The sequence below is a fragment of the Brevibacterium sp. CFH 10365 genome, from assembly GCF_009299785.1.
Lineage (GTDB): Bacteria > Actinomycetota > Actinomycetes > Actinomycetales > Brevibacteriaceae > Brevibacterium > Brevibacterium limosum.
The window spans coordinates 608,073-622,713 of the sequence record NZ_VIGO01000001.1; the positions used below are offsets into that span (position 1 = coordinate 608,073).

The 14,641-nt window shown below is 67.6% G+C and carries 12 protein-coding genes; 5 read left to right on the top strand and 7 right to left on the bottom strand.

All coding sequences use genetic code 11. From position 1 onward, the window contains the following. Positions 1–80: 80 nt before the first annotated feature. Genes FHG09_RS02560 through FHG09_RS02570 form a run of 3 tightly spaced genes read right to left on the bottom strand, consistent with a single transcriptional unit; the run spans position 81 to position 4,275 of the window. Complete coding sequence (locus tag FHG09_RS02560) at positions 81–1,286, bottom strand: acyl-CoA dehydrogenase family protein (RefSeq protein WP_152346112.1); 1,206 nt, start codon at positions 1,284–1,286, stop codon at positions 81–83. Further along, on the bottom strand, positions 1,283–2,695 hold the full coding sequence (locus FHG09_RS02565; protein WP_152346113.1) for a beta-ketoacyl-[acyl-carrier-protein] synthase family protein: 1,413 nt from the start codon (positions 2,693–2,695) through the stop codon (positions 1,283–1,285). The genes FHG09_RS02560 and FHG09_RS02565 overlap by 4 nt, the downstream gene beginning before the upstream one ends. Next, complete coding sequence (locus FHG09_RS02570; protein WP_152346114.1) at positions 2,692–4,275, bottom strand: class I adenylate-forming enzyme family protein; 1,584 nt, start codon at positions 4,273–4,275, stop codon at positions 2,692–2,694. Before FHG09_RS02570 ends, FHG09_RS02565 begins: the two co-directional genes overlap by 4 nt. A gap of 191 nt (positions 4,276–4,466) precedes the next feature. Between FHG09_RS02570 and FHG09_RS02575 the strand changes: the two genes are divergently transcribed. From FHG09_RS02575 to FHG09_RS02590, 4 genes are all read left to right on the top strand, one after another. Continuing rightward, the gene (locus FHG09_RS02575) at positions 4,467–5,084 is read left to right on the top strand and encodes a TetR/AcrR family transcriptional regulator (RefSeq protein WP_193627256.1); all 618 of its coding nucleotides are present in this window, start codon (positions 4,467–4,469) and stop codon (positions 5,082–5,084) included. Then, on the top strand, positions 5,081–5,422 hold the full coding sequence (locus FHG09_RS02580; protein WP_152346116.1) for a DUF6204 family protein: 342 nt from the start codon (positions 5,081–5,083) through the stop codon (positions 5,420–5,422). The genes FHG09_RS02575 and FHG09_RS02580 overlap by 4 nt, the downstream gene beginning before the upstream one ends. Beyond that, a complete protein-coding gene (locus FHG09_RS02585) occupies positions 5,419–5,853 on the top strand; it encodes a hypothetical protein (RefSeq protein ID WP_152346117.1) in 435 nt (144 codons plus the stop codon). The genes FHG09_RS02580 and FHG09_RS02585 overlap by 4 nt, the downstream gene beginning before the upstream one ends. Before the next feature lie 83 nt (positions 5,854–5,936). Further along, positions 5,937–6,659, top strand: a complete 723-nt coding sequence (locus FHG09_RS02590; RefSeq protein ID WP_152346118.1) for a DUF402 domain-containing protein — start codon at positions 5,937–5,939, stop codon at positions 6,657–6,659. 134 nt (positions 6,660–6,793) lie between these two features. Here the strand turns inward: FHG09_RS02590 and FHG09_RS02595 are convergent, their stop codons facing one another. The 4 genes from FHG09_RS02595 to FHG09_RS02610 form a co-directional block, all read right to left on the bottom strand. Next, positions 6,794–8,188: an NAD-dependent succinate-semialdehyde dehydrogenase gene (locus FHG09_RS02595; protein WP_152346119.1), complete on the bottom strand. Its 1,395-nt coding sequence runs from the start codon at positions 8,186–8,188 to the stop codon at positions 6,794–6,796. Positions 8,189–8,560: 372 nt separating this feature from the next. Then, a complete protein-coding gene (locus FHG09_RS02600) occupies positions 8,561–10,039 on the bottom strand; it encodes an alanine/glycine:cation symporter family protein (RefSeq protein WP_152346120.1) in 1,479 nt (492 codons plus the stop codon). A 187-nt stretch (positions 10,040–10,226) separates the two neighbouring features. Next, a complete protein-coding gene (locus FHG09_RS02605; RefSeq protein ID WP_152346121.1) occupies positions 10,227–12,650 on the bottom strand; it encodes a transketolase-like TK C-terminal-containing protein in 2,424 nt (807 codons plus the stop codon). A gap of 2 nt (positions 12,651–12,652) precedes the next feature. Further along, the gene (locus FHG09_RS02610; RefSeq protein WP_152346122.1) at positions 12,653–13,669 is read right to left on the bottom strand and encodes a 1-aminocyclopropane-1-carboxylate deaminase; all 1,017 of its coding nucleotides are present in this window, start codon (positions 13,667–13,669) and stop codon (positions 12,653–12,655) included. Between the two features lie 221 nt (positions 13,670–13,890). Here FHG09_RS02610 and FHG09_RS02615 point away from each other — a divergent pair, with 221 nt between their 5' ends. After that, positions 13,891–14,550, top strand: coding sequence for a GntR family transcriptional regulator (locus tag FHG09_RS02615; RefSeq protein ID WP_152346123.1), 660 nt, complete (start codon positions 13,891–13,893; stop codon positions 14,548–14,550). Positions 14,551–14,641: the final 91 nt, after the last annotated feature.

Below are 14,641 nucleotides of genomic sequence, written 5' to 3' on the forward strand. Positions count from 1 at the left end.
TCGAAAGAGTCGTCGCCGGCGGCGCCTTTTTCGAGTTTCGCGTGACCTGAGCGAGGCCAGCGGCAGCTGCCCGCTCCTCCCTACCCGTCGAGCAGGGCGGCCGCGTACATCGGACGGGCTGCGTCGGCGCTCGGCGGATGGAAGAGACTGGCCGTGGCATCCCGGAAGAGTCGGGAGAGTTCGTGCTTGTTGCCGAACCCGCTGCCGCTGGTGCACATGAGTGCGGTCTCGGTGGTGCGGCGGGCCGCCTCGGCGGACTTGATCCTCGCCCCCACCAAGCGCAGCGGCCAGCCGGCACCGTGGTCGACCAGGTCGTCGAAGTCCCGGGCGTATGCGTCGATCATCGCCGTCACGGGCATGAAGTCGAGGTGCGCATCGGCCAGGCGAGTCCGGGTCTCGGGCACCTCGGCGAAGGAGACTCCCGCCTTCGCCGACTTCCGCCTGTGCAGTCCGGCCGCACCCAGCTCGAGCGCGCGAGCCGCGACTCCGGCGTAGACGGCGGCGATGAGCAGCTGGAAGTTGCTCGTGATCGCGAAGGTGAGCATGTCGGGGTGCTTGCCGGCGGGGATGACGCGCGAGACCCGCTCCGGTTTCATCGGCACGTGGTCGAGGATCGTCGCCCGCGACTGTGAGGCCCGCATACCCAGCACATCCCACTCATCGGAGACCGTGATGCCCGGCGCGTCCCGTTCGATGAACCCGTAGACGAGCTGACCCTCAGCCGACTCGTCCGCATCGGGACCGGCGATCCCGTCGTCATCGGAGGCCACGGCACCGTGGACGATGAGCCGCGTCCACACGGGCGAGAGCGAGGTGAAGATCTTCACCCCGGTCAGTTCGTACCCGCCGTCGGCAGTCGGCACCGCCTCGGTGTTCGATCCCTGCAGCACCCAATCGTTCGAGGGCTCCGAGATGCCGAACGCGAAGATCTCACCGGCCATGACATCGTCGAACACCCAATTCAGCGAGTCGTCGCCGCGGTCGGCCAGCGCCTTGACCACTCCGGTCGTCATGAGGTGCATATTGATCGCCAGAGCGGTGCCGGGTGCCGCCGAGGCCAACCGCTGCTGCAGTCGAGATACCTCGAACAGGCTCAGCCCCGGTCCGCCGTGGGAGGCCGGGACGAAGAGAGTGAGGTAGCCGAGGTCCTTGAGGTCGGCGAGATCCTCGTCGAAGAAGCGGTTCTCCCGGTCGTAGACATCGGCTCGTTCGCGGAAGCGATCACACACGTCATCGGGCAGATAGTGCGCGGCGAGTTCGCTCACGCGCGCCTCACGGTCGGTCATCGTCTCTCCTTCGTCGCGGGGTCGGTCGTCGCGGGGTCGGTCGTCGACGCGTCGGTCGTCGACGGGCCGGTCGCATCGGTGGCGGGTGTCGCGGGCTCCGCGGTCCGACGCAGAATGATCGCGCCGTTGTGTCCGCCGAAGCCGAACGACGTCGACAGCACGGTGTCCACAGCTGCCTCGGCGCGGTCCGATCCCCCACCCATTTCACGGGCGTGAACTGCAACGATGTCCCATTCTGGGAATTCATTGTCGCCGAGGTTGAGCGTCGGGGGCAGCGTCTGATCCCGCATCGTCATGGTGGCGATGATCGCCTCGACGACTCCAGATGCGCCGAGCAGGTGCCCCGTCGTCGATTTCGTCGCCGAGATCGGGATCGTCCGCCCGACCTCGCCCAGCGCTGAGTCGAAGGCGGCGAGTTCGGCTCGGTCACCGGCCGGTGTGCCCGTCGCGTGGGCGTTGATATGGTCGATTTCGCCCGGTTCCAGTCCGGCGTCGTTCACTGCCTGGGCCACCGCCGAGGCTGCTCCCCGTCCCTGCGGATGCGGGTTCGTCGGGTGGTGGGCGTCGCTGGCGGCGCCGAATCCTGCCAGTTCGGCCAGCGGCATCGCCCCACGTGAGGCCGCCGAGTCGGCGGATTCGAGGAGGACCGCGGCCGCCCCCTGGCTCATGACGAAGCCGTTGCGGTTCCGGTCGAAGGGGCGGCTGGCCGCGGTCGGATCGTCTTCGAATCCGGCGGCGAGGGCCCGCATGTTCGCATTCGAGGCGAGATTGACCGGGCCGAGGCAGTCTTCCATGCCGACGACGAGCACGGCATCGGCGTAGCCGTGGCGGATGCGGCGCATCGCCTCGCCGAGGCCGATCGCCCCGGAGGCGCAGGTCGCCGAGACCCCCTGGCCGGGTCCGCGGAGATCGAAACGCTGGCTGATGAGGGCGGCCGCGGAGTCCGGTGCCCCGTGGATGGACAGGGTCAGCGGCACGGATCGGGGTCCGCCGGCGTCGAGGCTGCGCGTCGCCTCCTGCATGGCGTCGACCGGTCCCGAGCCGGTGGCCGCGATGACGGCCGTGCGGTCGCGATCCCAGGGCAGATCCTCGGCCGCAGACTCGACTCCGCTCGAGCGCAGCGCTTGTTCGGCGGCGGCGATGGCCCAGTGCTGGACGGGGCTGAGACGACGAGCGAGCGCCCGGGGCAGGAGCGCCTCGGCATCGAAGCCCGTGATCTGTCCGCCGATCCGCACCGCGAGGTTGTCGAACTGCTCACCTGCGAGGACGTCGATCGCGCTGGTGCCGTGGCGCACAGAGGTCCACAGGCCTTCCGGGGTCTGCCCGTTGGGCGTGATGGCGCCGAGTCCGGTGATGACGACGTCGCGCACGCTGTCCGTGCGGTGCTGACTGCCCCTGGAAGCATTCACAGTCTCTGCGCCTTTCCGCTCATGACCACGTCAACGGTTTCGCTGCGCCGAATCTTCCCGCCGACGGTCCGCGGCAGCCGATCGAGCAGATAGAACCGTCTCGGCACGAACTGCGGGGCCAGTTCAGCCCGGGCATGGGCGAGCAGCGCGGCCTTGTCCGGCGCACCCGAGTTCAGCGGTCCGTCCTCGGAGCCGGGTTCTGCCGAGCCCGGTTCGATGACGAGTGCGACGATGCTGCCGAGGCGCTCATCAGGCAGCGCGATCGCGCAGACCTCGCCGAGGCGGTCCCGCCCCGAGTGCGGATCCCCGCGGTCGAATTCCTCGAAGGCCCGTTCGACCTCGGGCAGGGACACCTTGTGCCCTCCGGTGATCGTGATATCGCCGGCCCGTCCGGCGAGCTGGAGAAGTCCGTTGTCGATCCGTCCCTGATCACCGACCGTGGCCCAGCCGTCGGGACGACGCAGCTGCGCGTCCGTGGTGCCGGTGACATAGCCGTCGGAGCAGGCGGCGGCCCTGATCCAGACCGTGCCGATGACTCCGTCGGTCAGGCGGGCACCGGATTCGTCGCGGATCTCGACGCCGATGGTGTCGTAGATCGAGATCCAGGTGCCGTCGCCGTCGCGGCTGTCGCCGATGAAGCCGATCTCGGCGGCGCCGTAGTAGCTGATGAGTCGGGTGTCGGGCAGGACGTCGGCGAGTGCCGAGCGGATGGAAGCCGGCAGGTTCGCTCCTCCGGTGACGACGAGAGCGAGGCCGCGGAAGTGATCGGGTGTTCGGCGGGCCGCCTCGGCGAGGGCCTTGACCACGGCGGGCACGGCGACGACGCGGGTGATGGCTTCGGTCGCGATGCGTGGGCCCATGGTGAAGGGGTCGAAGTCGTCGGCGACGTGGACGCTGCCGCCGGTGGCGAGGCTTTCGATGACGGCGTAGAGGGTGAGGCTGTACGACACGGGGCCGGGGGCCAGCGTGGCCACGCCGGGCAAGGGCTCGAGGTGGGCCGATGACACGGCCACGTTGTCGCGGTACTGTCGGCGGGTCTTGATGAAGGCCTTCGGGTTGCTCGTCGTGCCCGAGGAGAAGAGCATGAGGAACGGTTCGGACGACTCGCGAACGCTCGGCGGTGCGGTGTCGGCCGGGTCGATCGCGGTTTCGCGGGCATGGAAGTCGGCCGCGGTGATGACGGTTCCGGTCCAGCCGGCGGCGGCGAGCGCCTCGGCGAGGTCGGTCGAATCGCTGATGACGACGCCGATGCCGGTGGTCGTGATGACCCCGACCTGGTGCTCGAGCGGCCAGCGGGGGTCGATCGTGGCCGAGACCGCGCGGAAGCCGGCGAGACCCGCGATGATGCGGGAGGTCTCGAACGCCGAGGTGAGGCTCACTGCCGTGATCGGGATGCCGTGAGTTTCGGGAGCAGGTGTCGGCGGATCGGTCTGTTCGGCGTGGAGGGAGGAGGCGGAGGCGAACATCGTGCGCGAATCGTCGACGAGCTGCGCGTAGCTGAGCCGAGCCTCGGCCCCCACGATCGCGGGCTGATCGGGGCGTTCGAGTGCCACATCGAGGATCGTCGCAGTGATCGGCAAATCGGACCTCCCAGGTTCCCAGCATTCCTTCGGAGCCGGCGGCGCAGCACCGTGGTCACCCTGCCGGTGCCGAGTCGGCACATCGACGCACCGCACCGGCCGTTCCCACAGTACAACGTGGCCGAGACCGCCTCACTACACCCCATTGAGATACTTTGAAGTATTCGGATACTGTCATGTATTCTGATCGCATGATCGACTCACCCACACCTCGACTGACGCGCCGAGAGAGCCAGGAACTCACTCGGCGGCGCCTCATCGAATCGGCGGCGACGCTCTTCGCCGACCACGGGGTGCGCTCCACCTCTCTCATCGCGGTCGCGGAGAACGCCGGATTCAGCCGCGGCGCGGTCCATGGGAACTTCTCCGACAAGGACGAGCTCGCCGCCGCGGTCGTGCAGTTCGTCGTCGAGGATCTCGGTCCCGAACTCGTCCGGGCGCTCAATTCGCCGGGGTCGGCCAATGACCGGCTCGCGGCCTATGTCTCCACCCACATCGATTACTGTCGTCGCGAACCGACTCGGGCCGCGGCCATCATCGCCGCCGTGGGCTACCTCAGCAGAGCCGCCGCGGCGGCCTCCCACGGTCAGCCCTATGGTCAGCGCTCCGCCGATTCCGTCGCCGATCTCGTTACCCTCTTCGAGGACGGACAGCGCCGCGGCGAGATGCGCGACTTCGACCCGATCACGATGGCCCTGTCGCTGCGCTCCGTCCTCGACACGGCGGTTCCCGCTCATCCCCGCATCGAGGCAGACGAGATCATCGCCCTGTTCGACCACGCCACCCGAGCCGAGGAGGCCCCACAATGACCTGGAATTTCCGCATCACCGTTCGCGGCCGCTTCGCCGGGCTCGACGAGGAACAGCGCCGCAGCCTCCGTTCGGCACAGGACGATCACGATATGCTCTCCGCGAGCTTCTCTCCCGAGGGGACGTTCCTCTACACGCCCGAACTCGTGAACTATCAGCACCGATTCCTCGTCACCAGCGACGAGGCGGACCGCGATGACGCCGAAACGCTGGCGAACATCCGAGCCGAGGAGCTCTCCGTCGCCGACCTCGCCGCACGCGGCCTGGGCGGCAGGACCACGAGCGTCTCCGCCGTCTGCGTCGAAGACATCAAGGTGCGCCCGAGGACACGGTCATGAGCGGGGAGACGACAGTCGACTCCGCGTCCGAACCGAGCCTCGAGGCCGCATTGGTCCTGGCCTCGGCGACGAGTTCCCTGGACACCGCGATCGGCACCGCGCTCTCGCGCGTGGGGCTCAGCTTCACAGACCTCCGCCGGCTGCGCATCATCGGTGCGCAGTCGCAGGGACTGACCAGGGAGGCTCTGGCCGAGGCGATGGGTGAGACCCGGTCGCAGACCATCCGCTCCAGCGGCCCCCTCGTCAAACTCGGCTGGCTCTCCCGTGCGGAGTCCGGTGAGTTCGCCCTCACCGACAGCGGGTGCCACCTCGTCGATCAGGCCGAAGGCATCGCCGAGAAGGCGGCCGACCGCTGGTTCACCGACTCCGGGATCAGTCCGACAGAGGTGGTCGCGAGCGTGGGACCGACCCGGCCGCCGTCGTCGCGGTGACAGGGACACTCGGAACCTGACCCCTCTGCCGCTGCAGCGGTCAGGGACGCCACACACCCACACCGGTCCGGGACAATGAGAGTATGAGCGGAACAGGGAACCGAGGCGCAGCAGACGAACCACGTTGGCGCCGCGGCGACCAGATCCTGTGGACCTACACGAATCCGGCACATCCGGGCCTGTACGATCAGCGCCCCGTCACGGTCATCGCCGATGACGAGAAGCACCTGGCAGTGTGGTTGGAGTCGGGGACGAGGATGCTCCATCATGTGCTCGCCGACGGGTCCGGCATCCGCACCGCAGACGGTCCCGCCCGGTTCGGTGCCCCGCGGGCGCAGGGACTCAAACGGTGGCAGGGGCCGGGCATCGTCGCCGTGTTCCGGCCGGGAGCCGACTATTCGGTGTGGTTCTTCGTGAACCGCGCGTCACGGACCACAGATGCCGAGGCGGCCTCCTCCGGGTCGCCCGCCGTCCCTGTCCGTCGGGATTCCTTCTACGTCAACCTCGAAGAGCCCTTCACCCGCTTCGACCGCGGAATCCTCACCTCCGACCACGTCCTCGACATCGTCGTCGACGCCGACGGCACCTACCGGCTCAAGGACGAAGACGAACTCGAATTCGCGCGCGGGGCCGGGATGTTCTCCGACGACAAAGTCGCACGCATCCGGGCCGCCGCCGATTCCGCCATCGACGACATCCGCGCCTGGGTCTTCCCCTTCGACTCGGACTATCCGGACTTCCGACCGGATCCGGACTGGCCGATGCCGGACCTCCCCGCCGAGGCGACCTGGGACTTCGAGAGCTGAGCAGCCTCCCCGGACAGCGAAGAACGGGCTGAGTGCCGAGACAGACGTGCGTTCACACGTTTCTCGACGCTCAACCCGTTCATCGACGAAGACAGGGGGCGAATCCCCGTCAGATCAGCACGTCAGCGGCCGGATCAGTCAGCCACGTAGTACATGCGCTTGTTGACGAACTCGTCCATGCCGTAGGGGCCGAGCTCGCGGCCGAAGCCCGAGCGCTTGGTGCCGCCGAACGGGATCTCCGCGCCCTCACCGGCCGGGGTGTTCACGTTCGACATGCCGACGTCGAGGCGCTGAGCGAGCTTCGCGGCACGCTCCTCGTCCTTGGCGAACACGGCGCCGCCGAGGCCGAAGCGCGTGTCATTGGCCAGTTTGAGAGCCTCGTCGTCGCTGGTCACCTTGTAGACGGTGGCGACGGGACCGAAGAGCTCTTCACGGTAGGCGTCCATCTCCGAGGTGATCCCGGTGAGCACGGCCGGTGAGACATAGGCCGAACCGTCGGTCGCGAGTTCGCCGCCGACGAGCGTCGCACCCTGCTCGACGGCGCGATCAAGCTGCTTGCGCAGGTTCTCGGCGGCACCGCGCGAGGACAGGGGCGAGTACTTGCCGTCGCCCGCCTCGGCGGGGGTGCCCTTCTCCCAGGACTGTGCGCGCTCCGTCAGCCCGGCCACGAAGTCGTCGTAGATGTCGTCCATGACGATCATCCGCTTGTTCGCGTTGCAGACCTGGCCGGTGTTGTACAGGCGGGTGCCCCAGGCGGTGTCGACGGCCTCGTTCATGTCATCGGTGTCGAGGACGATGTAGGGGTCGGAGCCGCCGAGCTCGAGCACGGCCTTCTTCAGGTTCTTGCCCGCGGTCGCGGCCACGGCCGAGCCGGCGCGCTCGGAACCGGTCAGGGACACGCCTTCGAGGCGGTCGTCGGCGATGATCGTCTCGATCTGCTCATGAGTGGCGTAGACGTTGTTGTACACGCCGTCGGGAATGCCGGCTTCCTTCATGATCTCGGCGATCTTCGCCGAGGAGCGGGGGCAGATCTCCGCGTGCTTGAGGATGATCGTGTTGCCGAGCACGAGGTTCGGCGCGGCGAAACGGGCGACCTGGTAGTACGGGAAGTTCCAGGGCATGATGCCCAGCAGCGGACCGACGGGGCGACGCTGGATGAAGGCCTTGCCGCCCGACATCGATTCGATCGGCTCATCGGCGGCGAACTTCGGACCGTTGTCGGCGTAGTAGTTGAAGATCGCTTCGCAGAACTCGGCTTCTTCCTCACCTTCGGCGGTGGGCTTGCCCATCTCCTCGGCGATGATCTTCGCGAGCTCTTCCTTGCGCTCACCGAAGAGGGCGGCGACCTTGTTGACGATCGCGGCGCGCTCCTCGATGGTCTTCTCACGCCAGCTCAGGTAGCCCTTGTGCGCGGATTCGAGGACCTGCTGGACCTCTTCGTCGGTGGCATTGTCGAACTTCTCGACGACTTCACCGGTGGCCGGGTTCTCGACACGGTAGCCGCCCGCAGCACTGCCTACGTTGCTCATTCCAGACTCCTTTGACTTATGCGCCTGTCGGCGCCGCTCAAGCAATTGCATACCTGTTCGCCGTCCGAATCGACGGAATGCGTATGCCTGCCACCCACGCTATCAATACGTGACCCGCGCAACAAGTGCCGAAACCTGGGGGATTCATCAGTTCCGAACGCCAGGGTCCGCCATCGCCGAGGCGGTGCGGATTCCGAATCGGATTCGACGGAATCCGTACGCTCGACTCGACCCCGGAAACCCAGCCGAGAAGCGGAACGGCCGCCCCACGAAGGAACGGCCGAACCGACGAGGACACAGGCGACCGGAACACGGTCGGCCGCCTCGGCGAAGGGATCAGTCGAGGCGTCTCGATGAGTCGAAGAGTCTTGATCAGTCGAAGCGACGGGAGGAGCCGATGACGTCGCCGGCCTTCCAGTCCGCCCAACCGGGCTGATCGATCATGAACGATTCGATCGTATCCCTGTCCGCCCGCAGCTGCGGGTCGTGCTTGAGGTAGAACTTCGTCTCTCGGGCGATGAGTCCGGAGAGGATGAGGATGCCGAGCAGGTTCGGCAGCGCCATGAGCCCGTTCATCACGTCCGAGAAGTTCCAGACCGGTTCGAGTTCGGTCGTGCAGCCGATGAAGACGACGAGGGAGAAGAAGATCCGGAACGGCAGCACTCCCCGCCGGCCGACGAGACGTTCGACGTTGCGGTCGCCGTAGTAGGACCAGCCGAGCAGCGTGGAGAACGCGAAGAGGACGATGCCGATGGTGACCACCCAATGGCCCCACTGTCCGGGCAGTCCGTGCGAGAACGCCTCGCCGGTCATGAGCGCCGCGCTGATCTGCTCGCCGGTCTCCGGGTCGACCTCGTCCCAGGTGCCGGTGGCGATGATGGTCAGTCCGGTGAAGCTGACGACGATGATCGTGTCGATGAAGGTCTGCGTCATCGACACGAGGCCCTGGCGAACCGGGTGCGAGGTCTGGGCGGCGGCCGCGGCGATCGGGGCCGAGCCGAGTCCCGACTCGTTCGAGAACAGACCGCGGGCGACACCCATCTGCACGACGATGATGATCGCCGATCCCGCGAAGCCGCCGGCCGCGGAGGTGCCGGTGAAGGCATCGGTGAAGATCTGCGCGAAGGCCGCGGGCAGCTCTCCGATGTTCGCGATGAGGATGAAGACGGCGCCGAGGACGTAGAAGACGATCATGATCGGCACGAGGCCGGCCGTGACGCGGCCGATGGACTTGATTCCGCCGACGAGGACGACGAGGGTGAGGACGGTGAGCACGGCACCGGTGATCCAAGCGGGCACCGACCAGCTGGATTCGACGTTCGCGGCGATCGAGTTGCCCTGAGTCATGTTGCCGATGCCGAAGCAGGCGAGCACGGCGAAGATCGCGAACATGAGGCCGAGCACCTTGCCCAGCGGGCCCTTGATTCCGTGTTCGAGGTAGAACTGCGGGCCGCCGGACTTCTCACCGGCTTCGTCGGTGCGGCGGAAGCGCACGGCGAGGAATCCCTCCGCATACTTCGTGACCATGCCCAGCAGGCCGGTCATCCACATCCAGAACAGGGCACCGGGTCCGCCGATGCCGATGGCCGTGGCGACGCCGACGATGTTGCCTGTGCCGACGGTGGCCGCCAGAGCCGTCGTCAGGGCCTGGAACTGGGAGATGTCTCCCTCGGATCCGGCGTCCTTGCGCTTGAGGATGCCCAGGGACAGCGCCGGCAGCAGCTTCGTGAACTGCAGCCCGCCGAGGCGGATGGTCAGGTACAGCCCCGTGCCGAGCAGGAGCGGGATGAGCAGGAACGGGCCCCAGACGAAGCCGCTGATCGAGGCCAAGAGTTCGGTGAGAGCGTCCATCAGGGTCACATCACTTTCCAACGTCGATCGACGACGTGACTCAAGTCATAAGCAGTACGTTTTCTGACTGTACCCCATGAATCAGCTGTAAAGATTCCGCAAGGTTGCGATCCCATATCGTTCGTGGATTCACCGATTTCGTTCGCGAAATCACCGCCCACGAGGTCAAGCGCCGCTGCGGGCGGAATCACCGCCCCACAAGGTCGAGCGCCGCCGCGGCGATCGAGGCCGTGTCGATGCCGTGGATCTCGTAGGCCTCGCTCACCGAGGAGGCCTGACCGAATTCCGTGACCCCGAGGTTGCGTGTGCGGTCCCCTCGCACCCCGGCCAGGAACGCCAGAGTGTGGGGGTGTCCGTCGAGGACGGTGACGAGGGGTGCCGGGTGCGCGACGGGGAACAGCTCATCGGCGATGGCCGAGCGGTGACTGGCACGGACCTGCGAACGCTCCTGGACCGACCGGAACACCTTCGACGGTGAGGTGAGGCAGACGACACCGGCGCGGACACCCATCGATTCGAGGCGATGCGCGGCCGCAACCACCTCGGTCATGATGGCCCCGGCCCCGACGAGCGTGACCTCGTCCTCTGCGGCCGGCCGGGCGGTCAGCCGGTACCCGCCGGCGATGACCTGCTCCCGGCGGCGGGCCCGCAGCAGCGGATCCTCGGGAACTGCCGCCAACTCCTGGGCCACGGGCCTCGTCGACAGGCGGAAGTACGCGGAGTCGCCGTCCGGGTCGGCGAGTTCGCGCATGGCCTCGAGCAGGGTCCACTCGAGGTCCGGGGCGAAGGCCGGTTCCCAGCTGGTCAGGCCCGGGATCTCCAAGGTCACCGAGGGCGTGTTGAACGACTGGTGCGCCCCGCCTTCCGGGGCGAGCGAGACGCCCGAGGGCGTGCCGACCATGATCGAGCGCCCGCCTGCGTAGAGGCCGAAGGTCCACGGCTCCAGGGCCCGGTTGATGAAGGGATCGTAGATCGTCGCGATCGGCAGCAGCGGCTGGCCCCAGCGCTGCCCAGTCGCCCCGAGCTCCCCGGCCAGTGAGACGAGCTTGACCTCGGCGATGCCGAGTTCGATGTGCTGACCGCCCGTTCCCTCCTGCCAGCGCAGCACCCGTTCCCGGTCGTCGGCGAACCAGTCGTGGCGGCCCGCCGGGGACCAGATCCCGGTCTTGTTGATCCATCCGCCGAGGTTCGTCGAGGTCGCGACGTCCGGCGACAGGGTGACGACCCTCCGGGCCACCTCGGGGGCGACGTGCTTGAGGTCGGAGAGGAACCGACCCAGTGCCGCCTGGGTGGAGACCTGGGGCCTGGGGGCGAAGCCGAGCTCGGCGGGCACCTCGGCGACGGCGTGCGTCTCGATCGGGTTCCGGGCCAGACGCTGCGCCGTCGTCGCGCAGAGGCGACCGGCGGGAGTGTCCGGGTCGAAGGCGACCCACGGATCGTCGAGGCCCATCCCCGAGGCGGTCGCGAGATCGCGCATCTGCGCCTCGGTCAGCTGGGCGGCGTGGTTGCCGGGGTGGCCCTCCGTGGCCAGCCCCTTGCCCTTGATCGTATAGGCGAAGACGACGGTCGGACGGTCGTCGTCGATGGCGTCGAAGGTGGAGATGAGCTGACCGAGGTCATGACCGCCGAGGTCACGGATGAGTGAGGCGAGACCGTCGCCGTCGAATCCGTCGATGACCGTGGAGAGTCCGGCCGCCTCGGTGTCGGTGAGACCCGAGAGCAGTCGGTCGCGGACCTCGGACGGATGGGCCCGCAGCAGCCGCTGGTATTCGGGATTGGACATCGTCACGAGCCGGTCTTTGAGCGCCTGCCCGCCGGGGGCCGCGAACACGGCTTCTAATCGGCGTCCCCACGGGCAGGTGAGCACCTGCCAGCCCGCGGCGTCGAACATGCCCTGCAGCCGGCGGATCTGGACGTCGGGGATGACCCGGTCCAGGGACTGACGGTTGAGGTCGACGATCCACACGAGTTCGCCGAGGCCGCGCACCTCCGGGTCGATGATCGCCTCCCACACCGCCCCTTCGTCCATCTCCGCGTCGCCGAGCAGGGAGTAGAAGCGGCCGGCTTCCGGGGTCTCGGGAAAGTGGTCGGAGACGTAGCGGTGCGACAGCGCCGACCAGATCGGGGCGGTCGCGCCGATGCCCACGGACCCGGTGGAGAAGTCCACCGTGTCCGGGTCCTTCGTCCGTGAGGGATAGGGCTGGAGTCCTCCGCGGCTGCGCAGGGTGTCCAGATGTTCCTCGCCGAGGTCGCCGATGAGATAGCTGATCGCGTGCAGGACCGGTGAGGCGTGAGGTTTGACCGAGACCCGGTCGATCGAGCGCAGCTGGGTGAACCACAGCGCCGTCATGATCCCGGTCATCGACGCCGAGGAGGACTGGTGCCCGCCGACCTTGACCCCGTCGGGGTTCGTCCGCCCCCGGTTGGCGCGGTCGATGATCGATGTCGCCAGCCACAGCACTCTCTGGGCGATCTCGTCGAGGATCTCCTCGTCGCCGGAGGCCGAGGCCCGCAGCGGACGGTCGTTCGTCCCCGGCGGGCTGACCTGCAGCGAGGTCTCGAACTGGTGGCGTTCTGTTTCCTGCGGGGCCGGTTCCTGCGCGGTCGTCATCGTCAGAAGATCGAGGAGTAGGCGTTGAGGGCGAGCTGTCCGCCGAGGTGGGCGTAGAGGACGGTCGAGTCCGATCCGATGGTGCCGTCGCCGACGAGGTCGAGGAGTCCGGCCATCGACTTGCCCTCGTAGACGGGATCGAGGATGACGCCTTCGAGCCGCGCGGTGGTGCGGATCGCGCCCACGGTCGACTCGTCGGGGATGCCGTAGGCGGGACCTTCCCAGCCGGTGCGGACGTCGACCTCGTCGTCGGTGATCTCGCGGCCGAGTCCGATGAGGTCGGCGGTGGTGTTCGCGATGCGCTGCACCTGGTCGCGAGTCTTGTCGATCGTGGCGGAGGCATCGATGCCGATGACCTTGCGGGGGCGGCCGCCGGCGGCTTCGAGGGCGTCGAATCCGGCGATCATTCCCGCGTGCGTCGAGCCGGTCACGGTGCACACGACGATGGTGTCGAAGAAGACGCCGAGTTCCTTCTCCTGCTCGGCGACCTCATAGGCCCAGTTCGCGAAGCCGAGTCCGCCGAACTTGTGCTCGGAGGCACCCGCCGGGATCGGGTAGGGCTTTCCGCCGGCCTCTTCGACCTCGGCCAGGGCGTTCTCCCAGCTCGAACGGATGCCGATATCGAATCCGGCCGAGTCGAGACGCACATCGGCACCCATGATGCGCGAGAGTTCGATATTGCCGACTTTGTCGTTGCCCGGATCCTCCCAGTCGACCCAGCGCTCCTGCACGAGTCGGGCCTTCAGTCCCAGGTGAGCGGCGACGGCGGCGACCTGGCGGGTGTGGTTGGACTGGTAGCCGCCGATCGAGACGAGGGTGTCCGCGCCGGAGGCCAGGATGTCGGGGACGATGTACTCGAGCTTGCGGGTCTTGTTGCCGCCGAAGGCGAGTCCGGAGTTGACGTCCTCGCGCTTGGCCCAGACGCGGGCCCCGCCGAGGTGGTCGCTCAGTCGCGGGAGCTCGTGGACCGGGCTCGGGCCGAAGGTCAGTGGGTGGCGTTCGAAGTCGGTGATGGCCATGGTGTCCTCTGTTCTCTGGGCGTTCGCTTCGGGGCGATCGCTCTCTCGTGCGATGTGTCCTGGATCGCATCCAGTGATATGCAATATATTGCATTCTGCTGGTGGTTACAATGAGTCAGAGTTCGAGTCCCATCCCGCAGGACGAAACCTGCCCGATCAGCGGCCCCGACCAGCGAATTCCATTCAGAGACGATTTCCACTCAGAGACAAGGTGACAGAACGTGCCGATCCCCACGGACAGCCCGGTGCCGCACCGCACCCTGCTGCGCGACGACGTCTACCGGTCGATCCGCGACGCCATCGTCCGCGGTCAGCTCGCCCCCGGCGAACAGCTGCGCGATCAGGAGCTCGGCGCCTGGCTCCAGGTCTCCAGAACGCCCGTGCGCGAGGCGCTCCAACGATTGGCGCAGGCCGGACTCGTCGTGGCGGAGCCGGGCCGGATGACGCGCGTGGCCCCCGAGGATCCGGAACTCATCCTCGCGGCCCGGCAGATCGCCGCCGAACTCCACGGCCTGGCGATCGACCTCGCCTTCCCGGCTCTCGACGAGGCTGCGCTGGCTGAGATGGAGCAGGCGAACGGGCGATTGAGCGCGGCCCTCGCCGCCGGCGACGCCGAGGCGGCGATCGCCGCCGATGATGCCTTCCATGAAGTGGCCCTCACTCGATCCGGCAACCCCCTCATTCCCGATCATCTCGAGGTCGTCACCGCCACTCTGCGCCGCGCGGAGTTCCTGCACTTCGAATCGGTGAAGGGATCGGCCTCACCGGAGCAGCACACCGAGATCATCGCCGCCGTCCGCGCCGGTGAGCATGCGCATGCCGTTGCGCTGACGAAGGCGAACTGGTCGACCATCGAAGGGGATTCACCTCAGAGGGCCTGAGTCGAACACCGTCCAGCTGCGGATTCGGGATGGGCGACACCACTGCCAGCTCGATGACGCCACTGTCATCGCCAATTCTTCTAGTCATCTG